The 24,955-nt window shown below is 45.1% G+C and carries 28 protein-coding genes; 12 read left to right on the top strand and 16 right to left on the bottom strand.

Annotated features, from left to right (window positions below; genetic code table 11):
• The first annotated feature begins 2 nt into the window (after positions 1–2).
• Together ICN34_RS08750 and ICN34_RS08745 are read left to right on the top strand one after the other, a co-directional pair.
• Positions 3–824, top strand: coding sequence for an FAD:protein FMN transferase (locus ICN34_RS08750; RefSeq protein ID WP_216122068.1), 822 nt, complete (start codon positions 3–5; stop codon positions 822–824).
• Positions 821–1,240 (top strand): hypothetical protein, encoded by a 420-nt coding sequence (locus tag ICN34_RS08745; protein ID WP_072583991.1) that lies wholly within the window; start codon positions 821–823, stop codon positions 1,238–1,240. The genes ICN34_RS08750 and ICN34_RS08745 overlap by 4 nt, the downstream gene beginning before the upstream one ends.
• 36 nt (positions 1,241–1,276) lie before the next feature.
• Here the strand turns inward: ICN34_RS08745 and ICN34_RS08740 are convergent, their stop codons facing one another.
• Together ICN34_RS08740 and ICN34_RS08735 are read right to left on the bottom strand one after the other, a co-directional pair.
• A complete protein-coding gene (locus ICN34_RS08740; protein WP_072583992.1) occupies positions 1,277–1,588 on the bottom strand; it encodes a metalloregulator ArsR/SmtB family transcription factor in 312 nt (103 codons plus the stop codon).
• Position 1,589: 1 nt separating this feature from the next.
• A complete protein-coding gene (locus ICN34_RS08735) occupies positions 1,590–2,462 on the bottom strand; it encodes an MBL fold metallo-hydrolase (protein WP_216122066.1) in 873 nt (290 codons plus the stop codon).
• A gap of 90 nt (positions 2,463–2,552) precedes the next feature.
• On the opposite strand from ICN34_RS08735, the gene ICN34_RS08730 reads away from it, so the two are divergent.
• Complete coding sequence (locus tag ICN34_RS08730; RefSeq protein ID WP_072583994.1) at positions 2,553–3,371, top strand: sulfite exporter TauE/SafE family protein; 819 nt, start codon at positions 2,553–2,555, stop codon at positions 3,369–3,371.
• A gap of 62 nt (positions 3,372–3,433) precedes the next feature.
• Positions 3,434–3,934 carry a hypothetical protein gene (locus ICN34_RS08725; RefSeq protein ID WP_216122064.1) on the top strand — a complete coding sequence of 167 codons (501 nt, stop codon included), beginning with the start codon at positions 3,434–3,436 and terminating at the stop codon, positions 3,932–3,934.
• Positions 3,935–3,988: 54 nt separating this feature from the next.
• Here the strand turns inward: ICN34_RS08725 and ICN34_RS08720 are convergent, their stop codons facing one another.
• The 6 genes from ICN34_RS08720 to ICN34_RS08695 form a co-directional block, all read right to left on the bottom strand.
• Entirely contained in the window at positions 3,989–4,717 is a 729-nt protein-coding gene (locus tag ICN34_RS08720) for an ABC transporter ATP-binding protein (RefSeq protein WP_072583995.1), read from the bottom strand.
• A 30-nt stretch (positions 4,718–4,747) separates the two neighbouring features.
• The gene (locus ICN34_RS08715; protein ID WP_072584001.1) at positions 4,748–6,676 is read right to left on the bottom strand and encodes an ATP-binding cassette domain-containing protein; all 1,929 of its coding nucleotides are present in this window, start codon (positions 6,674–6,676) and stop codon (positions 4,748–4,750) included.
• 2 nt (positions 6,677–6,678) lie between these two features.
• Positions 6,679–7,557, bottom strand: a complete 879-nt coding sequence (locus tag ICN34_RS08710; RefSeq protein ID WP_072583996.1) for a branched-chain amino acid ABC transporter permease — start codon at positions 7,555–7,557, stop codon at positions 6,679–6,681.
• A gap of 141 nt (positions 7,558–7,698) precedes the next feature.
• Complete coding sequence (locus ICN34_RS08705; protein ID WP_072583997.1) at positions 7,699–8,883, bottom strand: ABC transporter substrate-binding protein; 1,185 nt, start codon at positions 8,881–8,883, stop codon at positions 7,699–7,701.
• Positions 8,884–9,018: 135 nt separating this feature from the next.
• Positions 9,019–9,936, bottom strand: coding sequence for an EamA family transporter (locus ICN34_RS08700; RefSeq protein WP_216122062.1), 918 nt, complete (start codon positions 9,934–9,936; stop codon positions 9,019–9,021).
• Positions 9,929–11,563 carry a GMC family oxidoreductase gene (locus ICN34_RS08695; protein WP_216122060.1) on the bottom strand — a complete coding sequence of 545 codons (1,635 nt, stop codon included), beginning with the start codon at positions 11,561–11,563 and terminating at the stop codon, positions 9,929–9,931. Before ICN34_RS08695 ends, ICN34_RS08700 begins: the two co-directional genes overlap by 8 nt.
• Positions 11,564–11,742: 179 nt before the next feature.
• Here ICN34_RS08695 and ICN34_RS08690 point away from each other — a divergent pair, with 179 nt between their 5' ends.
• The gene (locus ICN34_RS08690) at positions 11,743–12,636 is read left to right on the top strand and encodes a hypothetical protein (protein WP_216122058.1); all 894 of its coding nucleotides are present in this window, start codon (positions 11,743–11,745) and stop codon (positions 12,634–12,636) included.
• Between the two features lie 60 nt (positions 12,637–12,696).
• Positions 12,697–13,224 (top strand): ribosome biogenesis factor YjgA, encoded by a 528-nt coding sequence (yjgA, locus tag ICN34_RS08685; RefSeq protein ID WP_072583208.1) that lies wholly within the window; start codon positions 12,697–12,699, stop codon positions 13,222–13,224.
• Here yjgA and ICN34_RS08680 read toward each other — a convergent pair.
• The 6 genes from ICN34_RS08680 to ICN34_RS08655 form a co-directional block, all read right to left on the bottom strand.
• Positions 13,221–14,309 (bottom strand): acyltransferase, encoded by a 1,089-nt coding sequence (locus tag ICN34_RS08680; protein ID WP_072583209.1) that lies wholly within the window; start codon positions 14,307–14,309, stop codon positions 13,221–13,223. The two genes, yjgA and ICN34_RS08680, sit on opposite strands and share 4 nt — an antisense overlap.
• 40 nt (positions 14,310–14,349) lie before the next feature.
• Positions 14,350–14,949: a cytochrome c gene (locus ICN34_RS08675; protein WP_072583210.1), complete on the bottom strand. Its 600-nt coding sequence runs from the start codon at positions 14,947–14,949 to the stop codon at positions 14,350–14,352.
• A complete protein-coding gene (locus ICN34_RS08670; protein WP_255538622.1) occupies positions 14,946–16,181 on the bottom strand; it encodes a sorbosone dehydrogenase family protein in 1,236 nt (411 codons plus the stop codon). Before ICN34_RS08670 ends, ICN34_RS08675 begins: the two co-directional genes overlap by 4 nt.
• 109 nt (positions 16,182–16,290) lie before the next feature.
• Positions 16,291–18,450, bottom strand: coding sequence for a TonB-dependent receptor (locus ICN34_RS08665; RefSeq protein ID WP_216122056.1), 2,160 nt, complete (start codon positions 18,448–18,450; stop codon positions 16,291–16,293).
• A 31-nt stretch (positions 18,451–18,481) separates the two neighbouring features.
• Positions 18,482–18,658 (bottom strand): hypothetical protein, encoded by a 177-nt coding sequence (locus ICN34_RS08660; RefSeq protein WP_158009036.1) that lies wholly within the window; start codon positions 18,656–18,658, stop codon positions 18,482–18,484.
• A 34-nt stretch (positions 18,659–18,692) separates the two neighbouring features.
• Positions 18,693–19,271: an HdeD family acid-resistance protein gene (locus ICN34_RS08655; RefSeq protein WP_072583212.1), complete on the bottom strand. Its 579-nt coding sequence runs from the start codon at positions 19,269–19,271 to the stop codon at positions 18,693–18,695.
• Between the two features lie 186 nt (positions 19,272–19,457).
• On the opposite strand from ICN34_RS08655, the gene ICN34_RS08650 reads away from it, so the two are divergent.
• The 4 genes from ICN34_RS08650 (at position 19,458) to ICN34_RS08635 (ending at position 20,739) form a co-directional block, all read left to right on the top strand.
• Positions 19,458–19,682: a hypothetical protein gene (locus ICN34_RS08650; protein WP_072583213.1), complete on the top strand. Its 225-nt coding sequence runs from the start codon at positions 19,458–19,460 to the stop codon at positions 19,680–19,682.
• Between the two features lie 14 nt (positions 19,683–19,696).
• Positions 19,697–20,056, top strand: coding sequence for a hypothetical protein (locus ICN34_RS08645; RefSeq protein WP_255538621.1), 360 nt, complete (start codon positions 19,697–19,699; stop codon positions 20,054–20,056).
• 81 nt (positions 20,057–20,137) lie between these two features.
• On the top strand, positions 20,138–20,368 hold the full coding sequence (locus ICN34_RS08640) for a hypothetical protein (protein ID WP_072583215.1): 231 nt from the start codon (positions 20,138–20,140) through the stop codon (positions 20,366–20,368).
• On the top strand, positions 20,368–20,739 hold the full coding sequence (locus tag ICN34_RS08635; protein WP_370624001.1) for a type II toxin-antitoxin system death-on-curing family toxin: 372 nt from the start codon (positions 20,368–20,370) through the stop codon (positions 20,737–20,739). Before ICN34_RS08640 ends, ICN34_RS08635 begins: the two co-directional genes overlap by 1 nt.
• Positions 20,740–20,767: 28 nt before the next feature.
• Here ICN34_RS08635 and ICN34_RS08630 read toward each other — a convergent pair whose 3' ends face one another.
• Together ICN34_RS08630 and ICN34_RS08625 are read right to left on the bottom strand one after the other, a co-directional pair.
• Positions 20,768–21,082 carry a hypothetical protein gene (locus tag ICN34_RS08630; protein ID WP_072583217.1) on the bottom strand — a complete coding sequence of 105 codons (315 nt, stop codon included), beginning with the start codon at positions 21,080–21,082 and terminating at the stop codon, positions 20,768–20,770.
• Between the two features lie 148 nt (positions 21,083–21,230).
• Positions 21,231–22,508: a serine hydrolase gene (locus ICN34_RS08625; RefSeq protein ID WP_216122050.1), complete on the bottom strand. Its 1,278-nt coding sequence runs from the start codon at positions 22,506–22,508 to the stop codon at positions 21,231–21,233.
• A gap of 179 nt (positions 22,509–22,687) precedes the next feature.
• Here ICN34_RS08625 and ICN34_RS08620 point away from each other — a divergent pair, with 179 nt between their 5' ends.
• Positions 22,688–24,391, top strand: coding sequence for a nitrite/sulfite reductase (locus ICN34_RS08620; RefSeq protein ID WP_216122048.1), 1,704 nt, complete (start codon positions 22,688–22,690; stop codon positions 24,389–24,391).
• The gene (locus ICN34_RS08615) at positions 24,388–24,954 is read left to right on the top strand and encodes a DUF934 domain-containing protein (RefSeq protein ID WP_216122046.1); all 567 of its coding nucleotides are present in this window, start codon (positions 24,388–24,390) and stop codon (positions 24,952–24,954) included. The genes ICN34_RS08620 and ICN34_RS08615 overlap by 4 nt, the downstream gene beginning before the upstream one ends.
• The last annotated feature ends 1 nt before the right edge of the window (position 24,955 follow it).

Here is a 24,955-nt window from a genome sequence, read left to right as displayed (position 1 = left end):
CAATGCTTCGTTGCAAACCACTTCTTGGCACCTTTGTAGAGATCTCCATAAATCAAGATGATGGGCAAGAGGCTATTGATAATGCTTTTGCAGCCATTCAAAATATTCATGACCTCATGGGATTTCACCATCCTCAAAGTGAGCTAAGCCAAATCAATCGAAACGCCCACATTGAAGCAGTTGAGATTCATCCGTGGACTGCGCAAGTCATCCGAATAGCAAAAGAGGTGCATCTTGAATCCGACGGCCTATTTAATTGTGGAATCGGCCATCGCCTGGTTGCTGCAGGATTATTGCCCTGCCATATCAACTACTACAATCACGATCTTGGTGGCGTTGAAGATATTTACTTCTTGGCGCCCGACTTAATAGAGTCCTCTCGCCCAGTTTGCCTGGATCTGGGCGGAATCGCCAAAGGGTTTGCGGTAGATATGGCGGTGAGAGTCTTAATATCAGAGGGCATCGCATCTGGCTCGGTGAATGCTGGTGGTGACCTACGAGTCTTTGGAAATACATCTCTCCCCATTCAAGTTCGCCATCCTGAGAGTCCTGAGGAGTTGATTGAAATTGGTTCCTTGAAAGATGGTGCCATTGCTACAAGCAGCCTTTATTTTGCCAAAAGAGATGGCCTGAGGAGTCACATCATTAATCCTCTAGCCCAGAATTTTTCCGAGGTTCATGTGGAGATTGCTGGGTCATTCTCTATCCTTGCAAAAGAGTGTGTTTACGCAGATGCACTCACCAAGGTTTTAGCCTTATCCAATAATGAGCATCACCCTTGCTTCAGCCATTTCTCAGCGCAAACACTGAGGATAGTCGCATGAGCCGCCTTGGGAAAATGCCCAACTGGCAAAGAACGCTAGTTATCTGGGGCATGATGACATGCTCTATCACTGGCCTGATATATCTTCTGGGTCATCAATTTCAGATACAAAGATCGACTCTTGGCACCCATAGCATTCTCGCAGCTCATGGCATAGCTGCAATGCTGGCTACCTTAGCTCTTGGATCAGTAATGCCTTTCCATATCAAGGCGGGATATAAGTCGAGAAAGCAGTTGTGGAGTGGTTTTAGCCAGTTGGGCTTCTTGGCAACGCTGCTCATTTCTGGCGCCCTACTCTATTACGGCCCAGAAGAGGCGAGAGACATAACCGTCGATACCCATTGGATAACGGGATTACTTTTTTTAGTGATTTTTATACTGCATTCTTTTAAAAAATTACGTCAAGCTAATCACTGAATCGATTGAATGCATGATTTTCTTTAATTCAATCCACTATTTTTTACAATAGTACTTATAGAGCAAGCCCATTACTGCGACTGCAACCTCGCTAGCTAACGAATAGTAAATCTGCTTACCTTCTCGGCGCGTCTTTACCAGCTTTTCTTTACGAAGAACGGTTAATTGCTGAGACAGCGTTGGTTGATGCAGATCCAAGGCAGCCTCTAGCTCGCTCACACATTTTTCACCTTGGCCGATTTCACATAAAAGCATCATGCGGTCACTATTGGATAAGACTTTCATTAACTTGCAGGCATCAGCCGCTGATGCCTGCATTTTCTTGAGCTCAGATTTAGTAATAGTCATCTCAAAGAGTGTTCAAAGGTATTTTTAAGTAGGATTTGCCATTCGCCTCTGGCTCGGGTAAATGACCTGCACGTATATTGACCTGAATAGATGGCAGTATGAGGTTGGGCATATCTAGAGTCGCGTCACGTTTATTCCGCATTTGCACAAATTGCTCCTCACTGATGCCTGCATTCACATGAATATTGAACCTCTTTTCCTCGCCAACCGTTGTGCAATAAGCCGCAGCACGATCTTCAGGCGGATAGTCATGGCACATATAGAGTTTTGTCTCATCGGGATAGGACAGCACCTTCTGAATAGAGCGGTATAAACTCTGGGCACTACCCCCCGGGAAATCACAACGTGCCGTACCAACATCAGGCATAAATATAGTGTCCCCAACAAATAGAGCATCCCCAATCTCATAAGCCATACATGCGGGCGTATGACCAGGCACATATAGTGCTTTTAGCGAGAGAGCTCCAAATGGCAGGGATTCACCATCTTTCAATAAGTGATCAAACTGGGATCCATCAACAGCAAATTGCTCGCCCAGATTAAAGACATCCTTAAAAACGTTTTGTACATTAGTGATGCGCTCTCCAATCACAATCTTCCCGCCTAACTTGCTTTGTATGTAGGGCGCTGCTGTGAGGTGGTCAGCATGTGCATGGGTTTCTAAAATCCAATCTAGCTGTAATTGCTCATTTTGAATAAAGCCAATGACTTCGTCAGCAGACCGAGTAGAAGCTCTACCTGATTTGGGGTCATAATTGAGGACCGAGTCTATTACTACACAGGGACTTTTCTTGCCTACGTAAACAACATAAGTAAAAGTCCAGGTTTCTGGATCAAAAAACGCTTTAACATCAGCGCGAGAGCTTGAATTCACAAAGGCCTTTCTTAGCAATATTGTATTTATTCTTTAAAAGAGTAAATAATATATTTATTTATATATTATCTTAATATAAAATTAATTGCAATGGACTATTCAATCCTTATCAGCCCCGGCTTAGGTCTTGTTGTGGGCCTACTCATGGGTCTTACAGGGGCCGGCGGCGGCATCCTGTCAGTTCCTTTGTTGGTATTTATTTTGCATTTACCGGTAGCTGAGGCTGCTCCAATCTCCCTCGCTGCAATTGCGCTCTCGGCAGGCGTTGGCGCTCTACTGGGATTGAAGAACAAGATTCTTCGATATAAAGCGGCCGGATTCATGGCAATGTTTGGGTTGATGCTTTCTCCAATCGGGCTATGGGCGTCGAAAAGCATTCCTAATGCGCCACTATTAATTCTTTTTAGCTGCACCCTGTTCTACGTCTCTATTCGCCTATATCGGCAAGCTTACAAAGAAATTCATGGCATACCTGATTTTGAGGGTAAATCACCGCCACCATGCTTATTGGATTCCTCAAGAGGCAAGTTATCTTGGAATGTGCCATGCGCTAGAGCATTAATGTTGTCAGGTGGTTTAGCAGGCTTTCTATCGGGGCTCCTGGGCGTGGGCGGAGGATTTGTGATTGTTCCTGCGCTCAAGCGCTACACCGATTTGCCCATCAACTCAATAGTTGCAACATCATTAGGCGTGCTTGCCATCATTGCTGGGGGCGGCACTCTTTTGTCAGCCATGTCAGGAAGTCTTGACCTTGCAATTGCAGCGCCTTTTGCATTAGGAGCCTTGCTTGGGTTACTAATTGGTAGGGGATTCGGCAAAAAACTCAGCGGCCCAAGATTGCAGCAAATTTTTTCTGTTTTGACATTTTGCGTTGCCATCAGCCTAATTGTTAAGGGGTTCTCAAGTTAATGAAAAGACCTTTGGCATCGTTTATCTTTATTCTTATATTTAGTCTTTTGGGAGTTTTGCTGATGTCCATTACTAAACCAAGCACTTTTCTATCAAACTCAATCAGCACCATTTCTGGTACGGTCAGCAATCTCAACAATGAGTTACTAGAATACGTAAACCCAGAAAAGCCTACTCACGATCATTCTTCGCAGTATTACCAACGCTTTTTTATCTCCAAATTTAATTTGGGCGAAACAGCAATCGAAGCAAAGTTTTCATTCCCTATGAAAATTGCTGATGGCGATCAGGTCACTGTATCGGGATACCCAAAGGGCGGCGCCTTTCAAGTTCTTGCCTATAACAACCAAACCCAGCAAGTGGCCAGCAATGAAAATTGGGTTGTATTGGGCTTAGGCGCCCTCTTCTTCCTTGCGGTAGCTATAGGCCTACTGAATAGTGAACTGGTAGCTGAAGGCGCACTGATTCCCAAAGTCTTTTTGTTTGGGTTTACTGTAGTTGCCCTTTACATGGGCTATCGCGCTTTGCTGATTCGAGAGGCTATAAAGCTCTTATCTAGCTAAAAAAAAGCCCTTATTGCTAAGGGCTTTTTTATTACTTTCAACTCAAGCAACTACTTAGTGACCACCAGCGCCACCCAAGTAAGCCGCTTTCACAGCGGGATCGTCCTTGAGCTTTTCAGCAGGTCCGTGAGTAGCAATCTTGCCGTTCTCTAGTACATAACCATAATCAGCTACGTTTAAAGCGGCGGCAGCAAACTGCTCAACCAATAACATGGTTACGCCCTGTGACTTCAAGTTAGAGATGATCTTAAATACTTCCTCAACCAAGATTGGGGCAAGGCCCATGGATGGTTCATCCAAAAGAATAATCTCTGGGTTTAGCATCACAGCACGCGCCATTGCCAACATCTGCTGTTCACCACCAGATAAGGTACCAGCCAATTGATTGCGACGCTCTTTAAGGCGTGGGAACATTTCAAGAGACTTTTCCAAGTCTTGCTTGATATCACCTTTTGGGCGGCTACCAGTAAAGCGTGGAAACGCACCAAGCAACAAGTTATCAGTTACGGACATCGTTGTAAACACGCGGCGACCTTCAGGGCTGTGAGCCAAACCTAGGCGGGCGATTTTATGAGAGTCGTAACCATCAATTTTTTCGCCACCCAATGTGACTTCGCCAGCCGTTGGCTTAATCATGCCAGTAATAGCGCGCATGGTGGTGGTTTTGCCAGCACCGTTTGAGCCAATCAAAGTAATCACTTGACCCTTAGGAACATCAATATTGATGCCATGGAGGACTTTTACTTTGCCGTAGCCTGCTTCAAGATTCTTAATAGATAACATGGTATTTACCGATTCAATATGTTCTAGTGATTAAGTACCCAAGTAGGCATGAATCACCTTCTCGTCTGCCTGAACTTCAGCTGGTTTACCTTCTGCAATCTTCTGACCAAAGTCCAATACAGAAACGGTATCGCAAACTGACATCACCACATCCATGTGATGCTCAATCAGGATGAAAGTAATACCGCTATCGCGGATCTTACGAATAATGCGCAAGAGTTCTTTGATGTCTGGTGCTGTTAAACCAGCAGCAGGCTCGTCCAACAAGAGCAACTCAGGATCCAATGCTAAGGCACGAGCAATCTCCAGCAAACGTTGCTTACCGTATGGCAAGTTACGCGCTTCTTCATTCGCTAAATCATCTAGGCCAACGAATTTAAGTAAGGCCATTGCACGAGCATATGCTTCAGCTTCTTCTTTCTTATAACGTGGCAGATGTAATGCAATTTCTAACATGTTTGATTTAAAGGTGTGATGCAAGCCAACCAAAATATTTTGGATCGCCGTCATTTCACCGAAGAGTTGAACGTTTTGGAAGGTGCGTGCGATACCAGACAGGGCGATATCGGAAGAAGTCTTACCAACCACGCTTTCACCTGCGTACAACACGTTACCTGCAGTAGGTGTGTAAATACCAGTCAACACGTTCATCATCGTGCTCTTACCGGATCCGTTAGGACCGATCAAACCATGGATGGTGCCGCGCTTGATACTGAGATCAACTTTGTTCAATGCCTTTAAGCCACCGAACTGCATCAATACAGAATCTACTTTCAGGAGCTCAGCACCCGTATTTTGATTGGCAACAGTACTAATGAAGTTAATGGAATCATCCACCTCTTCGTGATCACCGCCGCGAGTAGTTTTAGCCTTACCAACCATCACCTGGTAGAAGCTTTTCGCGAAACCAACGATACCGCTTTGCAAGTAATACACCACTAGCAAAATCATGAAGCCGAAAATACTCAAACGCCAATCAGAAATGCTATTCAACCAAAATGAAAATGCTGCTAAGCCCACTACACCGATGATTGGAAGAGCTACGCGCTTAGGAGTAGTTATCTTCTTGGATAGAGCCATGCCAGCCCCCACTACCACCACGATTGCAATAATCGAAGCAACGATGCGGAATAGATTGATGTCGTCCAAGAGTTTTGGCAATAAGACAATGATGGCCGCACCAATGATCGCACCAAGGCGTGACTTACGTCCACCCATAATGATACCGAGCAAGAATAAAACGGCTAGCTCGTTGTTATAGGTATTAGGTGAAATATATTGCTCTGAGTAGGCATACAAGCAACCAGCCAAACCAGCAAAACCAGCGCTAATCACAAATGCGATCACCTTAAAGCGATAAACAGATACACCCATGCAGTCACAAGCAATTGGGCTATCACGCAATGCTTCAAAAGCGCGGCCCATTTGTGATTTAACAAAACGATCGACAACAATCATTGCCAAAATAGCTACTGCTGATACCAACCAAAAATACTCGGTGACGCTCATAGGAACACCCATGAGCTCAGGGAGTGTTAGCTTAATTCCCAATGGCCCTTCGGTTAACCAATCCATCTCATTAATCAGAATCTGCGCAATTGTTCCAAAAGCCAAGGTCACCATCGCCAAATAAGGCCCAACCACCTTGAGAGCAGGCAACGCCAAGATGCCACCAAAGATAGCCGTAACAATAATGGATGCGGGAATGGTCGCCCAAATTGGGAGGCCTAAATGGAAAAATAAAATACCTGCCGTATAAGAACCAATACCAAACAAGCCAGCATGACCCAAAGATACTTGACCTACATAACCGACTACGATATCCAATCCGAACAAAAGGATGGTGTAGATCAGAATCGTTTCAACTAGGTGAATGTAATAAGGATTGTGGACGAACAGGGGGAAGCAAACGAGCCCCGCAATCGCAATGAATATCGGTAATAGAGACTTCAATTTCATCATTAAACTTTCTTAATCGCAGATTTGCCGAAGAGACCAGATGGTTTGTACGCCAACACGAGCAATAACAAGATCAAGCCGGGCACATCTTTGTAACCAGTAGAGATATAAAAACCGGTTGCTGTTTCTACGATACCGAGAATCAAGCCACCAACAATAATGCCAAGGCCGCTAGATAAGCCGCCAATAATCGCTACAGCGAAAGCCTTTAATCCTAGCGCGCCACCCATGGTTGCGCCAGTCAGAGTTAACGGTGCAATCAATACGCCCGCGAACGCTGCAGTTAAAGAAGAAAGCGCATAAGAGAAGGTAATTACTACGCTGGTATTAATACCCATCAAGCCAGCTGCATCACGGTCATTGGCTGTCGCAACAACCGCTTTACCGTAAATAGTTTTACGGTTAAAGAACTCCACCAACAACATCATCACTAATGCGCCAACGACTACTAAAATTTCCATTGGCAGAATATTTGCACCCAAGAAACTCATTGGCTCCATTGGTAACGGCGATGGAAATGGCAATGCATCACGACCCCAAATATTTTCAGCCACGTTCTTGAAAATAATACCAAGAGCGATGGTAGACATAATCCAACCAAACTCCGATTTAATCTTAATTGCAGGACGGACGCCGATGAGCTCAACGAAGCTACCTTGCAACATACCAAACAAGCAAACTACTGGAATCATCACCCAGTAATTCATGCCAAATGTATCTACGCAAGTTAAACCTACAAGAGCACCCAACATCAGCGCTTCACCCTGACCGAAGTTCAAGGTGCCAGATGTGGCAAATGTGAGCTGAAAGCCGAAAGCGATGACCGCGTAGATCATCCCCACCGCTATGCCGCTCGAGAGGATTTGTGCAAACATGTCCATGTTATTGGCCTAAATATTCTTAAAACTGTTTTATTAACGAATCCGTCATTGTAAGCAAAACGCCGCTTGTGGGCGGCGTTTTGTCTTATCTAATGCTGCAGTGCAAAATAATTATTTAGATTGCCTGCCCTAGAGCTTAAATTACTTCTTTTTAGCTGTTGCGTCTTCAGCATTCAAGAACTGAACACGGCCACTTTCAACTACGCCCATAACTACGTCTTTGGACTTGATAGCCTCATGGTCAGTTGCAGTAAATGGCTTGTTATAAGTAATCACAACACCTTCAACTGGAGCCTTCAGATCTTGCAAAGCTGCCAAAATCTTTGGTCCCTCTGTGCTGTTTGCTTGCTTGATAGCAGCAGCTAACAAATAAACAGAGTCATATCCCTGAGCAGCAGAAACTGGGGAAGCAATGATGCCATTCTTAGGCTTGAAGTCTTTCAAGTAAGCATCAACGAAAGCTTTACGCTTTGGAGTTGTTGCAGGACTCTGAATGAAAGTTTCCGGCATCGTTGCGCCGTCACCATTTTTACCAGCTGTATCAATAAAGCTAGCCATTGACAATGTCCAGCTACCAATCATTGGTTTTTTCCAACCCAACTTTGCCATACCGTTAGCAATTTGCGCCAACTCAGGTCCAATTGCGTAAGTCAAAACTACATCAGCACCAGCATTTTTTGCTTTGAGCAATTGTGAAGTCATGTCTACGTCACCAATATTGAACTTTTCAGTTGCAACTGGAGTAACGCCATAACCCTTCAATGCCTTCTCTAAGTCCTCGCGGCCTAACTGACCGTAGTTTGTTGAGTCAGCCAAAATTGCTACTTTTTTCAAGCCACGCTTCTCAACCGCTTCTTTAGCGATCATTGGTGCTTGAATATTGTCAGCTGCAGCATTACGGAAAACATAGTTTTCAGCAGCATTTGGGAACTGATGAGTAATCAATGTGCCTGTTGCAACGTTATTAAATACTGGAATCTTTGCTTCTTGATAAAAGCGTTGTGAAGCCAATGCAACACCGGTATTGATGTACCCCAAAGTAGCAACTACTTTTTCGTTGTTAATCAATTCTTGTGCAATTTGAACGCCACGCTCGTTTTTCGCTTCATCATCGCGCTCAACCAAAACGATTTTGTTGCCGTTAATACCACCAGCAGCATTAATTTCTTTTGCAGCAAGGCGCACACCGTCACGCATACTGACACCCATTGAGGATGAACCACCAGTAAATGGACCTGCAACACCAAGTTTGATATCGGCAGCATAAGCGCCGGTTGTAAGCATTGCAGCAGCGGCTACTGCAAAAATGTGATGACGAATGTTCATAAAGTCTCCATGACTAAAAATTGCTAATTAATAAATACTTTTTTATAGGTAAAACCGAAACGAACAGTTATCTTACTGTTAATACAAAGGCAAAAAAAGGGCCTTGTATTAGGGTTTTACATTAGCCCAAGAGACTCAAGAAAATTGCCGTTTCAGGCTGCGTTCAATGTTTGGCCAAAAAAGATTGATGATCAGTCCAACTATCACCAAGCCCGCTGCCAAGATCTTCCATGGCGGCAATGACTCCCCCAAGAAATAGGCTGCCGCCCCCATGCCAAAAATAGGTACCAGCAAAGGCGCAGGCGCAACTACTGCCGCCGGATGCTTAGAGAGCAGCCACGCCCAGGCGGAATAGCCAAAGATGGTGTTTCCCCAAGACTGCCAAAGAACACCAGCCCATGCCCCTACTGGGGCTGAGGTTAAAGAAGTACTCATATGCCCCCACCCGCCCTCAAAAAGGAAGGAAATCGCAAATAGAGGGGGAATCGCAAAAGCACTTGCCCAAACCACGTAGGCCAGCATATTAATAGAGCCCGCCCTTCGGCTAACCGTATTGGCAACCCCCCACGAAAAGCCAGTAAATACCACCAAGGCAAGTCCCAAGAAGGTGGTTGTGGCATCAGCGTGCAGCGCAATAATTCCCAAGCCAGTCATAGCAACCAGTACCGCCAGCATTTGATAAGTGCGCAAACGCTCTTTGGCAAAAAACATCGCAAAGCCGATAGTAAAAAATACCTGGGTCTGAATCACCAGGGAAGCTAGACCCGGGGAGATACGGCCATCGATCGCAAAGTACAGGACTCCGAACTGCCCCACACCCACTGCTAAACCATAAATACTAAGATTGACCCAAGATGTTTTGGGTCTTGGCACAAAGAACACCAGCGGAAGAAATGCAAAGGTATATCTGAGTGCAGCGAACAAAAATGGTGGAAAAGCTGCGAGTGACAATTTAATGACTACAAAGTTCGTACCCCACACTGCCACAATAGCCAACGCTAGCAATAAATGACTAGCGGGTAATGAATAGCTTTTCTGTGAAGTCTTAGGCACGCGTTAACAATTCCGACACGCGCTCAGCGATCATCATCGTGGGGGCAGCGGTATTGCCCGAAGTAATCGTAGGCATCGCCGAAGCATCGACTATACGCAGATGATGAATGCCTCTCACGCGTAATTCAGAATCGAGCACCGCCATCGGATCGTTATCGCGCCCCATCTTGCATGTGCCTACCGGATGGAAGATGGTTGTACCAATATCCCCCGCCGCTTTAACCAACTCATCATCCGTTTGATATTGCACGCCCGGTTTGTATTCTTCTGGAGCATAAGGACCTAGGGCGGCCTGCTGAGCAATCTTGCGAGTTAAGCGCAAAGATTCTGCTGCTACCTTGCGATCTTCATCAGTCGACAAATAATTCGGACTAATCACTGGCGGCGCTTCAGGATCCGTCGAGTTAATGTGAACACTACCTCGCGAGGTGGGGCGTACATTGCAAACGCTTGCCGTAAAGGCATTAAATGAATGCAAATCCTCACCAAACTTTTCCAGGGACAAAGGTTGCACGTGGTACTCAACGTTGGCACTCTTTTGTTCTGGCGAGCTGTACGCAAATGCACCCAACTGTGATGGCGCCATCGACATTGGGCCAGATCGCTTAAAGAGATACTCCAAGCCGATCATCATCTTTCCCAAAAGAGTATTGGCTTTCGTGTTTAAGGTCTTAATACCATTCACTTTGTAAACCATGCGCAGCTGTAAATGATCTTGTAAGTTCTCGCCGACACCTGGGAGATCAGCGATAACAGGGATACCTAATTGTTTTAAATGTGCGGCAGCGCCAACACCGGACCGCTCTAGAATTTGTACACTACCAATCGCGCCTGCACTCAATAACACCTCTCCACCCTGCTCGATGGCACATAAGGCTTCGCAGGCTTGACCATCCTTGATGTATTCAACCCCAAGACAATTTTTAGTGGCGGGATCAATTTTAAGTTTTGTCACCACAGCTTGAGTTAATACTGTGAGATTAGGACGCTTTGCCGCATCCCTTAAAAAAGCTTTGGAAGTATTTAAACGCCAACCAGCGCGTTGACTCACATCGAAGTAACCCACGCCAAAGTTATCGCCACAATTGAAGTCATCTGAAGCCGGAATGCCCGCCTCAACTGCAGCCTCTTTAAATCGATCCATGATAGGCCAACGTAAGCGCTGCTTTGAAACGGTCCACTCACCACCCTTACCATGCCACTCATTTGCAGCGCTGTGGTAATCCTCAAATGACTTGTAACGCTTAAGAGCATTTTCCCAAGACCAAGAATCATCGCCAGTTGCCTGAACCCAAGACTCATAGTCCCCTGCTTGACCACGCATATAAATCATGCCGTTAATCGATGAGCATCCACCCAAAACACGACCACGCGGATACAACAAAGATCGTCCGTTTAAGCCCTTCTCAGCGGCCGTTTTAAAACGCCAATCCGCCCTTGGGTTATCAATGCAATATAAATATCCAACTGGAATATGGATCCAGATGTAGTTGTCATTCTTACCAGCCTCAATCAGCAAGACCTTCTTATTAGGGTTTTCAGTCAAGCGCTTAGCCAGCATGCAGCCAGCACTACCCGCTCCGATGATGATGTAATCGTAGAGATTATTTCGATTGATGTCAGTCATAGCCGTTTTTCAAAGCAAATCTTTTATTAGCACCCATTATTCCTCAAACGCAGAAAATGGGTTCATACTTATTCTCACAAAGGGTTTTCTGCTTAGATAACTACAATATATGCGAGTTACGGAAACATCAATCCAGCAAACTTAAGCCATCTTCAGCCCTCTAATTGCCACCCGCTCAAATGTCCTCGTTAAAAATTTTCGTTGTTTTTCATCAAACATTAGATCAGCGCTTAATTTTTCCCCATTTTACTAATGCGGAAATAGCCCAATGGTTTGTGTTTTATGGGGTGAACATTGAAAAAACGAATAAGAAAATGATAGGCAAAGATGGAGTTGAAAATACAGATTTAGCAAACACCCCTGGAGTCACATTAGAGTATCAACTAGATACCTACCATCCAGAACTGCAACAACAAGGATATATGGAGACATCGTGCTTTCTTCATATACTTTCCAATAATCTATTTCCAGATTCAGATCTCATAGGTGTCACGCAATACGATATGCGGTGGACTGAAAAATCCACAGGCTTGCTCAGAAAAATAGCCGAAGGCAAATCACAAGACGGCCTCATTACTAAAATCAAGGGGGCCTTCAGAAGGGCAATTAACCCAGCATTTGTTTCTCCACAAATTGCTTATGCGCAAGTTGGAGGAAAGATCATGGATAGCACTGGGCAACTAAGCCCCATGACTGCATCCTATGCATTTAACTGGCCCTATCTCATTGAGAGCTATAACAACTTCTTTGGCACTCATTGGTCTATGAACGACCTTCGCAACCAACCCTTGACTCTATGGCAAACCTATCTACTGCCAAGACCAGTTTTTATAAAGCTTACAAGTTGGCTTAAGGCATTTGTCGATGAAGTAACGCCCTGGGCAAACAAAGCCCCTTATGAAACCCATTGGGGTGTTCTTGGGGGTTACACAGAGAGGGCTGAGGCCCTGTTTATTGCATTACAAGTGAAAAGTGGAGCTCTGATAGTCCACCCACTGATGCTGGAACATGATGAAAATATCCCAAAGAATCTGCAGGTAAGCAAAGAGCACTATGCTGAAGGCGCGAATTAACCAGCCCTCAAATACAAACGAAATATAGCCCCCTTCTCTATACCCATCTAAAATACAGTTATGCACATTAATGAGAAGAATCGCACTCCCAAGCTAGTTGACCCTGAAGATGGGCCCAGCAAGTCAGAACTAAAGCGCCAAATGACTGAACGCCAGAAATTGGCAGAAGTGTTGGCCGCCCTCAGTAGCGATGCCTTGAAGACTATCCCTCTTGATGAAGCAATTAAGGCCGCTATTGCAGAGACTAACAAAATTAAGAGTTTTGAAGCGATTCGTCGTCATAAGCAATATCTTGGCAAACTCATGCGCTTTTTAGACGACGAAGAATTGGATGCGATCCAGAAGCGTTTAGATGCGATTCAAGGTGTGAGCAAAGCTGAGACTGCCAAGCTACATTTCTTGGAAAGCTATCGCGATAGACTCATTGCAAATGATGAAGCGTTTACGAAGATGATTGAGCAATATCCCGATATGGATATTCAGAATATGCGTACCTTAATTCGGAATGCGCGTCGCGAGAAAGAACAAAACAAGCCGCCTAAAGCCTACCGCGAAATTTTTCGCGTTCTGAAAGATATGGGTCTTTAAAGCTTAATCTTGCGAGCAGGCACTTCTACCCAGCGATAGAGATAGGTTGCTGTCACCCAGCTAGCAACAATAGCAACCAACATCAAAGCAAGCGCCATGACGCCATCATGAAAGCCGCTCATTCCCCAAGCGATATACAGCGTGTTTGCCAGCAATACAAACGAGAAATGAATTAAGAAAGCGCAATATGATCTTCTGCTCCCCCAGAGAATGACATTTACCAGCTTGTGTTTTCTGGATTGGTGTTGAGGGCGCTTCTGGTCTTGCTTCTGATCTTTATAGGCCGAGTCTCCCCAAAGGATTAGGGCAATGGCGACTATATAAGCCAATATATTTCTCAGCCACATTTGGTGAAAGCTAGAAACAATAATGACCACGCCAATCCCTGCAAACATGATTTTGGCAAATCGATTTACCGTGGGGTCAGGATAATTCTTGCAAAGCTGTGCCAGCACACCCAGTCCATAGGCCCCTATAAAGTAAATGAAGTAGTTTTCATAAGCGCCAGAGCGATTAAAAAATAGTAAGGATGCTACGCAGAGTACCAACAGCGTCCATATCAGGGAGCGTAAGCCGGGAAACATCCCCAACATAATTGCCAGAATGGCATAAAGCTGCCAATCAATCGCCACATACCAAACGCCGGCAGAAATCGAATCTAAACCTAAGATGCCTTGCAGAAAAAATAAATGGGCCAAGAACTGTCCTAGGGTTTCTGATTCACCAACAAATTCATCCCGCACCCAAAAGCGCGCAATCCAGGCGCAAACAATCGTAAGAATGAGCGCCACTACATAGGGCGCAAATAATCGCAAGTAACGATTAAAGATTACCTTCAACACATTGCGAGCACTCTTCAGGTCATTAGAGCGCGTCAATGATTGGGCTGCAAGATACCCGCCCATGACCAAAAAGATTTGCACTGCGTAACGGCCATACTCAAACAACCAAGTCATCACCCCCGGGATTAGTAGCCTGGCATCTTCTGCAATTTGGCCATAACTCGAAAAATGGTGAAGAATAATGATTAAGGCTGCGAAGGTCTTTAAAAAATCGACGAGAAGAAAATGGTTTTTGGACTGCAATGAAAATATTGAATAAAGGGTTGATCGGGGGCCGCTTGAACTACTTCAGAGAAGCAGCATAGGCAGCCAAGGCATCAATATCATCATCACTGAGGCCGCGTGCCGCACTTCCCATTGTGCCATCCATATCAATTCGAGCACCAGATCGAATATTCTTTAGCTGAGTAATGAGATATTCCTTGGATTGCCCAGCCAAACGTGCAATGTGTTTCTGACCTTGAAGCTGTGGACCATGGCATGAATTGCAATACTGGGTACTAGAGATTTGCTGTCCCTTGGCAATTTGATCGGCATTCCCTGATTTTGAAGGCGGTGCAGGCAAACTGGCAAAGTAAGCAGCGATATCTCGCATATCTTGATCGCTGAGTGGTGCAGCAAGAGCTTCCATCGCCCCGCCCTTACGCTGCTGCCCTCTGAACTGAATCAATTGATAGGTAATAGAAAGTGGTGGCTGCGCAGCAAGATTGGGGATTTCTGGGGATATAGAGAGACCATCCTCACCATGACAAGCAAAACAAGTTTGTGCTTTTACTTTTCCAGCTACTGCATCAGGAGGTGCAGCATAGACAACCGGTGATAAACAAAGAGTGGTAAAAAAGGCCACCCCGAGGATGGCCTTAGTGTTGATTACTGATTTCATTTACCGTAAGACACGCGGAAGATTGCACCGGTCTCATCATCGGATACCAACATAGAACCGTCTTTGAGCATTTGTACATCTACTGGACGGCCCCAAAAGTTTTCACCCTCAACCCAGCCAGTAATAAATGGCTCTAGCTTGACTGGTTTGTTCTTACCATCCAAAACTACACGTACAACTTGATAACCGGATTTCTTCGTTTTATTCCAAGAGCCATGCTCAGCAATAAAGATGTTGCCTTTGTATTCTGCTGGGAACATATTGCCATTATAAAAACGCATACCCAAAGCAGCAACGTGAGCGCCTAGTTTCATTTCTGGCTTATCAAACTCATCGCATGAACGGCCCTTACCGAACTCAGGATCCAAGAAGTCGCCTTGATGACAGAATGGATAACCGAAGTTCATACCTTTATGAGCCAATCGATTTAAGGTGTCGTTTGGTAGGTTCTCATCTGCCCAATCACGGCCATTGTTGGTAAACCAAAGTTCTTTTGTACCTTTTTGGAAATCCATACCAACGCTGTTACGTACACCAGTAGCCACGTATTCCAAAATATTAGTTTTCAAGTTTAAGCGTACTATCGCAGCATGAGTGTATGGCGGTACAACAATATTAGCTGGCGTACCGATCTGGAAATACAAATACTGTCCATCAGGGCTTAATGTCATGAACTTCCAACCGTGCGGCTCATCTTTAGGAAGCGCATCGAATACCACTACTGGTGCTGGTGGGTTATCTAAATTTTTCTCAATATTGTCATAACGAATAATGCGTGAGAGTTCGGCCACATAAAGCGAGCCATTCACAAATGCAACACCATTAGGACGATGCAAGCCTTTAGCAATGGTCTTTACTTCGCGCTTGCCATCTTTCGTTACCACTGCATAAACATTGCCAGTAAAACGAGTACCTACATAAACAGTGCCACTTGGAGACTCTGTCATTGAGCGGCCATTAGGCATGCCAGAGGCCCAGAGCTCCACCTTAAAACCAGCAGGCACTTTGAGTTTGCTAACAGGAATTTCATCCGCAGGCATAGCAGAGATGCCAGGAGGATTAGGTGCCAATGAAGGATTCATGCCATCGGCTGTTCTGCCTTGGGCCCAGGTTGGCGGGATCCCGCTAGCTGGTGCAGCAGCAGGAGCTTGTGCGCCAGCAATACTAACAACTGCCATGCCGGCAGCAAACATTAGTGCTTGAAGGGTGTTGTGCTTCATGTTCTGCTTCATTCTGAATCTCCCATAATTTTGTTTATTTTTATTAATAAAGCAATGCTATAGCATTTTTGTGCATCTAATTTAACCCATTCAATCTACTGCAGCGCAACAAATCGATTACTTAAAACTGAAGACGCGCGCCCACGGTGATTGCCTGAGGCATACCAGCCTGATAAGCCGAGGCTTGAGAGGCAATGTTGAAGGTAACGTATTGGCGATTAAATAAGTTCACCACCGAAGCAAAGACTGAAGCCTGCGGTGTCAGTTCATAGTTCGCCTTGAGACCAACGAGTGCATAAGCCGGTACCGGCAAGGATCCCGTAGACATCCATGAATTGCCGACATACCGAACTGTTGTAGTCAAACTTGCTCGTGGGACCGGGTAATACGTTAGGCCAGCATTGGCCATATTTCTCGGCACACCACCCACCTGCGTATTAATTGGATCGGTTGTTGCAGTCCAAGTCAGGATAGTATTTGTATAGCTATAACCTCCATCAAGAGCCCATTGCGCATTTACATCTTGGTGATACTGCAGTTCAATACCTCTACTTAAGAGATTTTGCTGGTTAGTGTAGTAGCTAACATTTGTGTAGCCCCCCGTACTTGCGCTACAACCCGAAATACCCGCAGTAGCACAAAGGCTAGTAGCGGAAGCGGCATTCGCATTGGTGATTCTGTAGCTCGCAATAGCGTTCTGAATGTAATTATTGAAAGCCGTTAGTTGCGCAAAACCACTCTTCCATCGATAGTCTGTTCCAACTTCATACCCCGTCATCGTCTCAGGCGTTAAATTAGGATTTGCTAAAGAATAGCCACTCACTGAATTTCCATAACTACGTAGAGTGTTATTCATGCTTGGCGCATGAAAGGCTTGGTAAGCTGCGCTTCGTAAGTCCCAGTTTTGGGTTGCCTTATAAAGTAATCCCAAAGATGGACTCAGCTGCGTCTTACTTTGATTAGGGATGGCTTGATACAAAGGACTTACACCATTCGCGCCCGCATTATAGGATGTTGGAGTTTGGCTATTCCATGAATCGATTCGCGCACCCAAAGTAGTCTCCAGCGGAATAGCGGTCGCATTTGACTTTAATTGCCCCAATAAACCATAAAAATTTTGCTGACCCTGCGCGTAGTTCACCGAACTCACTGCGCCTGTGGTCGCCAAATTATTAGTTTGATTCGATGCAGAGATATTTCTAGCATCAACCCCAAGAATGTATTGATCAATTCCTGCTGCCTTTAGGTCATGGGTGTATTGCGCTGACGCGCCTACAGTCGAATAAGGATCAGTGTAGTTCGCATTGACATAAGGCTTATAAGGCGCTGCACTCAAATTGTTTGCCGTCTGCTTATAGAAATTAGTAGCCTGATAGTACACATTAACTTGGACTTTTTTATCAACATCCAAATTAGTAGTTGATCCAGCAGCCACATCGGCCGTCTGTATTAAGTTGGGGGCGATGGCATAGTTATTGCTGAGATCCGCCATCGTGCTGTAACCCATCCTCAAAAACCCATTGGTATCTTGCGTTGGCTTAAAGTAATTTTGGAGCCGGACATTAGAATTCTTAACGGCATCGGTGCCCATGCCATTTTTAATATTGCTGGTAGATCCTGGGGATATCGTCGCGTAGTTCTGAAAGCCTTCACTAGAGAAGTAGTCTGCCGAGAAACGCATCTGCATCGCATCTGAAACAATTAAATCTTTTGAGGCCGCTACATTGCCCGCAGCAAATGATCCATAACTAGCAGAGACGTCTTGTCCGCTATTTTTAGGCGTCTTTGTGTTGATGTTAATCACGCCGCCCATGCCATAGTTTCCCCACAAGCTAGAGACTCCCCCGCGCACAAACTCAACCGACTCAATCGATGACATGGGAACTAAATTCCATTGCACCGTTCCGTAGAAGGCATCATTCGCTGGCAGGCCATCAATTAAAACAAGGGTGCGTCCATAGCCTAAGCCACGGACGTTAATACTTTGACCTGTTGGATCTTTTTGGTAATAAGGGACGTCGTTTAAGAAAACTCCAGGCACATTCTTGAGAACTTGATCAATGGTTTGATCGGGCGAGGACTCTAAAACTTCTTTTGTCAGAATCGTTGTATTCAATGACATTTGATCCAGCGGCGTACCAGAGCGAGTTGCACTTACTACAACATCACTGAGTTTTTGATCGTAATCTGGCGGGGGTGCAATTTGTGCATTCACTGCGCCGGATGCAACCAACAAAATCAGCGTCGATACGCATGATTTGAGGAGTGCCCTCTGATGCATATCCAATACCTCTCTACACCTAAGTAAGCAACTACTTGGATTTAGTCTTACCCATTAAAGAAGCTAGCAAAGGATTGGCATTTGCTAGTTCTTTTTTGGATTTAGCCTTCTCAGCAACACCGAGCTTAGGAGACTTGGCAGCGTTTTTCATTCCCTGCGCAGTTTTCAGTGCGAGATTCTTATAGAGATCCGTTTTTTTCATAGTCATGATGAAGCTCTCTACTCTAGCGAACGAATCTCAATTACTTAATCAATGAACGAGCTGCTAAGCCCATGAAGAGCAATGACCAACCTTGCAGCAAAAGCTCAATGGCGATCAACATGCCAGGTAGCCAAAGGCTAGACTCTGGATAACCATTCATGATCAGTACACCCATCAAGATAGAGATTGCTGAAGACAGCACCAACCAGAACCATTCACGGAAGTGACGATGCTGAAATGCCGAGATCAAACGCAATGCGCCAGTCACAAAAAAGATGGCAGCTAGCCACAAGGTAATTGCCTCAAGCGCTGGAATTGGGAAGGCCCAAGTAAAGATTGCGGCTGCAATATAAAGGGCCGCTAAAACGAGTTGCACTCCAACACTCTTCCAGCCTTGTGATTTCAAAGCATGAGCGCCTTGCAAGATGCCGCCAGCAAATAAGAAGATTCCTAGAATATTTATTGAGATAAAAGAAAACAATGTCTGACCTGCGATACCAATCATGCCAAGCACGATAAATAAAATTCCAAGGCCAATTAAAGCGCCAGGAACCTTGGCGGCTGCGCCCAATACTTTGGTACGAATTTCATTAATCTGTGCGGTGTTGAGTTCGGCCATATGAATGCTTTCTGTTGAAGTAGTTACAAAAGTAGCCTCTACTGTATCAACAAACCCAGTTTGAGCACGAATATTGCTAATTTGATCGCTGAACCAGTGCCTAGCAGGGCAAAAAACAAAAAAGGGTATTCTTTATCCTTTTACACCCTCAGCAATGGGGATTGTTAGCAAAGAAGGTTATCCCCCATGAATAACACCCTCACCGTTATCTTAGGCATCGTTGCCATACTTCTGCCTCTAGTCGTAGGCCGCCTTTTTTGGAAGCGCTTTGACCATTACTTCGGCCGAAACGATGAGGCTTATATGGATACCCTAGAGTACTTCCTAAAGAAAATCGGCTCCACCGTCTTAGTTGCCTTTGTCATCCTTTGGATTGGGATGAGCCTCGTATTTAACGGCAGTGCTTCATAAAAATGGGTGTCCCATTGAAAGATGTCTTAGTTAAGGCGCAATTGAACTTTGCGGTCTTGGCTTCTATCCTCATTATTGCTGTCTTGGGGAAATTTACCAATCCAGAACTTACCAATAGTATTTTTGTAACTGCTGATCAGTTGGTATCCGAGCTCTACCTAGTGTTTGTCGCCATTACCTTAGGCGCCTTTATCCCCAATTTCAGACTTGTGGCTTTTGGCTCGATTGCCGCCTTTATAGGCGCAGCCGTCTTGATTCACTTGGGCATTTTTACCTACCTCACAACTGAATATTTATTTGCTGTACTGATTGTGGTGCTTGGTTTTGCATCTATCGCTAATCTGTACAGACACTATCGAGAATACGGGCTTTAAACCTGCTATTTAAGGGGTGACTGACTTTTCTTGATTTTTCATGAAATTTCAAGAATAATCTTGAAAAGCGAGGAAAATCCCATGGGAAACCTAAATTTAAGCAAATTCTCATCTCAGGCCAGCCCAGATGTATTAAATGGCCTGCACCAAATAGCTGATTCCGAGGGCCGCAAGTTTCATGCTGTCTTAGATGAGGCCTTCCGTGACTACCTTAATAAAAAAGGTTTTTCCATCAACAGCCGCATAGCGATGTCGCACTTTGCTCAAAGCCTTCAAGAATTCGAAGATCTCTACAAAGAGCTTGCTAAGTAGTGCTTTATCTTTCAACCAAAGAGGTCATGTTGATGCATGGCGTCTTGATACATCAATTCGGCGGCTCACCAGGCATAAGAGATATCGCCGCACTTGAATCCGCCCTAAATCGCCCACAATCTGGGTATTACAAGGATGTGATCAGTCAAGCAGCCGCGCTGTTCGAAAGTCTTGCCATTAACCACCCTTTTGTTGATGGAAACAAAAGAATTGCATTTGCTGTCATGGATACCTTTTTACGATTAAACGGCTTTCGTATCCATGCTACATCCAAGACATTGCATAACAAAATTATCTCAATGTTTGAAAAGGGTGAATTAAAATTCGACTTTATTGATGCGTGGTTGCGCACAATATGTCAGCCGATTTAATCCCCCAAAAATTACCTGACTGCCGGCATTACCACCATGACCAATTAGCATCATGTCTATGGCGGACCTCAAAAATCGGATCTGCCAAACCCTTAAGCCATAGCCTCATTACCCTGTTGTTTCTTGTGCGGCGCCGATGCTCAAATGCCCTCCGATACCAACGAGGTGCCGCACTTGCCATGGTGACCTGTGCATCTGAGTGAAAAACTGCGATTGCTTTACGTCCAGCAGGTGATTGCGGGCTATGGTGAACGGTACGCACCCCCTTAAAAAAGGTATCCCAATCTTTTAACACCCAAATATATTCATGCTTTTGATTTTTACGTCTAAACGTTCTCGACATAACAAACTCCTCTTACTTTTATTTACTAGTTACATCATGTCGATCTCCTTCGAAAAAATTTAAACAATAAAAAACGCAGTCATATTTAGTGACTGCGTTTATTTTAAAGAGCGGAAAAACCATACTCAAATAATGGTACCTAGATGAATCACTTCTCTAAGGCTCCATAAATGACTGCGTTAAGTTGCTCACGATGCACCTTACGAATTTCTCCTGGCGCAACACCCATCATCACTACAACCATCTGCTCTTTTGGATCGGCCCAAAAGATGGTTCCGTAAGCGCCATTCCAGGTGAAATCTCCAACGTTACCGTTGATAGCTGATAGGCCTCTATCGGTACGCACTGCAACGCCCAGACCAAATCCATAACCCATACGTCCTGGCTCGGTACCGCTCACATTGTTCTTAATATCTTTATTGAGATGATTTGAAGTCATGAACGCAACTGTCTGCGGTCCAAGCACACGCTTACCCTCCAAGCTTCCGCCATTCAGTAACATTTGCCCAAAACGAATGTAATCACCCGCAGTGGAATAAGCGCAGGAACCACCGCAATCAAACTTCACTTTCTGCGAATGAATATCCACCTTCTGTGGCTTGCCAGTCAATGGATCCAGTGGGAGCGGCTGCGCTAAACGCGGACGGTCTTTCTCGGCAAGATCAAAGGTGGTGTTCGGCATACCAACCTTATTCCAAATTCGCTCTTGCATGATCGCACCCAATGATTTGCTGGCAATTTTTTCTTCAATAATGCCAAGTACATCAAGACCAAAACCATAATCCCAGGCTGTACCAGGCTCATATAACAATGGGTTGCTTGCTAACTTATCAATAAACTCTGCTGCTGTGTATTGCACTGCTGCTGGCGCAGAGCCAGCTGGATATGTCTTATGCACTGGTGTAGCGCCACGACCGCCATACGTTAAGCCATTGGTATGGCGCATGAGATCTTGGATAGTAATCGGATTTTTAGCTGGAATTAAATTAAGCTTTCCATCGCCATCAATTTGGCCTACTTTCATGTCCTTAAATTGCGGCAACCAATTAGAGATCGGTGCATTCAAAGGAAGTTTGCCTTCCTCGTAAAAAGTTAAGGCGCTCACTGAGGACATCACTTTGGTCATCGATGCCAAATTGAAAATAGCATCCGTAGTCATAGGCTTGTTGTTGGCCTTATCTAAGTAGCCATAAGGTTTAAAGATCGTGAGCTTGCCATTTTTAGAGACCGCTAGAACGGCGCCAGCCATATTATTGGCAGCAATTTGATCTGCAAAGAACGCATCGATTCTCTTGAGACCTTCTTGGCTAAATCCTTGCCCTGGGGTGGCGCTCAAAGGCAATGGTGCTTTTGAGGTATCCGCTGCAAACAGGGTTGTACTGGCTAATAATCCAGCAATAAGGCTGATCGCCCTTAATTTCTTCATCTTTTGTCTCCGCTATTGTTTATTTAATGCAATTCTTGGGGCTTTTTATCCCTCTGAGCCTATTGAAGCAGACTTTTTAGAAAGCGATCAAATTCAGCATCTTTATATGTATTTAGATATATAGGATCAACTTTTAATTATTTGTAGAAATATCTGTCAAATATGACAATAGCCTCCTTATGTATAAATACGATGCCATTGACCAAACCCTTGTAGATCAACGGGTTGCCCAATTCCGCGACCAGGTTGCTCGACGCTTAGACGGCACTCTTGCCGAAGAAGAATTCCGTCCGCTACGGCTTCAAAATGGTTTGTATCACCAACGGCATGCCTACATGCTGCGCGTTGCCATTCCTTACGGTTTATTTAGTGCAAAGCAATTACGCACGCTGGCACTCATCTCTGAAAAGTATGACCGTGGATATGGTCATTTCACTACACGTCAAAATATTCAATACAACTGGGTAACACTAGAAGACACTCCTGATATTTTGGCTGAGCTTGCTAAAGTGGAAATGCATGCAATCCAAACTTCTGGAAACTGTATTCGCAATATTACAAGCGATGCTTTTGCTGGAGTTGCTGCTGATGAATATGTAGACACTCGTCCTATTTGTGAACTCTTACGCCAATGGTCAACCTTGCATCCTGAGTTTGCCCACTTACCGCGTAAATTTAAGTTTGCAGTCAATGGTGCAAAAGAAGATCGCACAGTGTTGCTTTGCCATGACGTTGGTATTGAGCTCAAGAAAAATGCCGCTGGAGAATTAACTGCTGACATCTACGCTGGCGGCGGCATGGGTCGCACTCCGATCCTTGGATCCCTGATTAAACAAGGGCTCCCTTGGAATGTACTGCCAAGCTATCTCACCGCCCTGCTACGTGTTTATAACCGTTTCGGCAGAAGAGACAACCTCTACAAGGCCCGCATCAAGATCTTAGTCAAAGCCTTAGGCCCAGAAGAATTTGCTCGTCAAGTCGAGGGTGAATGGGCTCACATCAAAAATGGTGATGACAACTTCACTCAAGCCGAGTGGGATCGTGTTGCGCAGCATTTCACAAAGCCGGCATACAAGAGCTTGCCTGCACTGAGCGCTGAACAAGTTTTAGCTAGTGCCCCAGAAGTAGAGCGTGCTGCATTTGCTCGTTGGATTGAACGTAACGTCAAGCCGCATCAGATCCCAGGTTATACCAGCGTCATTCTGTCACTCAAACCACATGGCACAGTAGCGCCTGGTGATGCTACTACTGCACAGATGAATGCCATTGCCGATCTTGCCGATCAATATAGTTTTGGAGAGTTACGTGTGACTCATGAGCAAAACTTAGTATTAGCCGATGTTGAGCACGCCAAGTTATTTGAACTCTGGCAAGAAGCCAAGAAGCAGAAAGTTGCCTTGCCAAACATTGGCCTGTTGACTGACATCATTGCCTGTCCTGGCGGCGACTTCTGCTCATTAGCAAATGCCAAGTCCTTGCCGATTGCCAAAGCGATTCAAGAGCGCTTTGATGATTTAGATTACCTATTTGATTTAGGCGATATCAGCCTAAACATCTCCGGCTGCATTAACTCCTGCGGTCATCACCACGTTGGCAATATTGGCGTGCTGGGTGTGGATAAAGACGGAGAAGAGTGGTATCAGGTCACATTAGGTGGCGAGCAAGGCAATGACACCTCTATCGGCAAAGTGATTGGCCCTTCTTTCTACGCCGATGAAATTCCAGATGTCATCACCAATGTAATCAACACTTATGTAGGTGAGCGCAGTGGCGATGAGCCATTCATTGAGACTTATCGTCGCATTGGAGTAACACCCTTTAAAGAGGCGGCATACAAAAACGCTAAGAAAAAAGAGAAGGTAGTTGAAGGGGGTGCAGCATGAGCCAACTCAACATTACCTCGCATCAAGAGATTTTGCATTTCCCCAAAGGTGGCAAACCCACCCTAGTTCCAAATGAATGGCAAGTGTGGAGCGGTAGCCAAGACGAAGGCGGCCTACCTGATCTGGAGCATGGTGCTCATAAAGCATTAGTACCGTTTACTTGGTGGCTTGAACATCATCATGAAGTGGATGTGGCTGCTAAAGCCACTAATGGTCAGATTGGTGTGTGGTTTGCTACTGATGATGACATTCTGAAACATGCCGATGTGATTGAAGTAGGCAAACAGGCCTGGCCTTTAGTGGCAGCACACTTCCCTATCTTTAGAGATGGTCGCAGCTTTAGTACTGCCGCCTTATTGCGCAACCGTTTTGCTTGGCAAGGTGAGATCCGTGCCATTGGTGATGTATTGATCGATCAACTCTTGCAAGGCGCACGTGTTGGCTTTGATAGCTTTGCTTTGCGCCCTGATCAAAACCTAGATGTTGCCCTCAAGCAATTTGATTTGTATACAGTCACTACCCAAAATAGCTGGCGTGATAAACGCGCTACTTTGAGCGTTTAAA

The sequence above is a fragment of the Polynucleobacter sp. Tro8-14-1 genome, from assembly GCF_018881655.1.
Classification (GTDB): Bacteria; Pseudomonadota; Gammaproteobacteria; order Burkholderiales; family Burkholderiaceae; genus Polynucleobacter.
The sequence above is the reverse complement of the archived record's forward strand: the minus strand, read 5'-3'. Positions and strand labels throughout refer to the sequence as shown.

Bases quoted from the DNA above. Each gene is read 5' to 3' on its own strand.
- ICN34_RS08660 (WP_158009036.1), bottom strand. From the start codon at position 18,658: ATGACTATGAAAAAAACGGATCTCTATAAGAATCTCGCACTGAAAACT.
- ICN34_RS08725 (WP_216122064.1), top strand. From the start codon at position 3,434: ATGTCCATTACTAAACCAAGCACTTTTCTATCAAACTCAATCAGCACC.
- ICN34_RS08745 (WP_072583991.1), top strand. From the start codon at position 821: ATGAGCCGCCTTGGGAAAATGCCCAACTGGCAAAGAACGCTAGTTATC.
- yjgA (WP_072583208.1), top strand. From the start codon at position 12,697: ATGCACATTAATGAGAAGAATCGCACTCCCAAGCTAGTTGACCCTGAA.
- ICN34_RS08650 (WP_072583213.1), top strand. From the start codon at position 19,458: ATGAATAACACCCTCACCGTTATCTTAGGCATCGTTGCCATACTTCTG.
- ICN34_RS08720 (WP_072583995.1), bottom strand. From the start codon at position 4,717: ATGTTATCTATTAAGAATCTTGAAGCAGGCTACGGCAAAGTAAAAGTC.
- ICN34_RS08710 (WP_072583996.1), bottom strand. From the start codon at position 7,557: ATGGACATGTTTGCACAAATCCTCTCGAGCGGCATAGCGGTGGGGATG.
- ICN34_RS08630 (WP_072583217.1), bottom strand. From the start codon at position 21,082: ATGTCGAGAACGTTTAGACGTAAAAATCAAAAGCATGAATATATTTGG.
- ICN34_RS08615 (WP_216122046.1), top strand. From the start codon at position 24,388: ATGAGCCAACTCAACATTACCTCGCATCAAGAGATTTTGCATTTCCCC.
- ICN34_RS08665 (WP_216122056.1), bottom strand. From the start codon at position 18,450: ATGCATCAGAGGGCACTCCTCAAATCATGCGTATCGACGCTGATTTTG.
- ICN34_RS08675 (WP_072583210.1), bottom strand. From the start codon at position 14,949: ATGAAATCAGTAATCAACACTAAGGCCATCCTCGGGGTGGCCTTTTTT.
- ICN34_RS08690 (WP_216122058.1), top strand. From the start codon at position 11,743: ATGTCCTCGTTAAAAATTTTCGTTGTTTTTCATCAAACATTAGATCAG.
- ICN34_RS08625 (WP_216122050.1), bottom strand. From the start codon at position 22,508: ATGAAGAAATTAAGGGCGATCAGCCTTATTGCTGGATTATTAGCCAGT.
- ICN34_RS08655 (WP_072583212.1), bottom strand. From the start codon at position 19,271: ATGGCCGAACTCAACACCGCACAGATTAATGAAATTCGTACCAAAGTA.
- ICN34_RS08640 (WP_072583215.1), top strand. From the start codon at position 20,138: ATGGGAAACCTAAATTTAAGCAAATTCTCATCTCAGGCCAGCCCAGAT.
- ICN34_RS08715 (WP_072584001.1), bottom strand. From the start codon at position 6,676: ATGAAATTGAAGTCTCTATTACCGATATTCATTGCGATTGCGGGGCTC.
- ICN34_RS08740 (WP_072583992.1), bottom strand. From the start codon at position 1,588: ATGACTATTACTAAATCTGAGCTCAAGAAAATGCAGGCATCAGCGGCT.
- ICN34_RS08620 (WP_216122048.1), top strand. From the start codon at position 22,688: ATGTATAAATACGATGCCATTGACCAAACCCTTGTAGATCAACGGGTT.
- ICN34_RS08750 (WP_216122068.1), top strand. From the start codon at position 3: ATGCTTCGTTGCAAACCACTTCTTGGCACCTTTGTAGAGATCTCCATA.
- ICN34_RS08670 (WP_255538622.1), bottom strand. From the start codon at position 16,181: ATGAAGCAGAACATGAAGCACAACACCCTTCAAGCACTAATGTTTGCT.
- ICN34_RS08730 (WP_072583994.1), top strand. From the start codon at position 2,553: ATGGACTATTCAATCCTTATCAGCCCCGGCTTAGGTCTTGTTGTGGGC.
- ICN34_RS08705 (WP_072583997.1), bottom strand. From the start codon at position 8,883: ATGAACATTCGTCATCACATTTTTGCAGTAGCCGCTGCTGCAATGCTT.
- ICN34_RS08695 (WP_216122060.1), bottom strand. From the start codon at position 11,563: ATGACTGACATCAATCGAAATAATCTCTACGATTACATCATCATCGGA.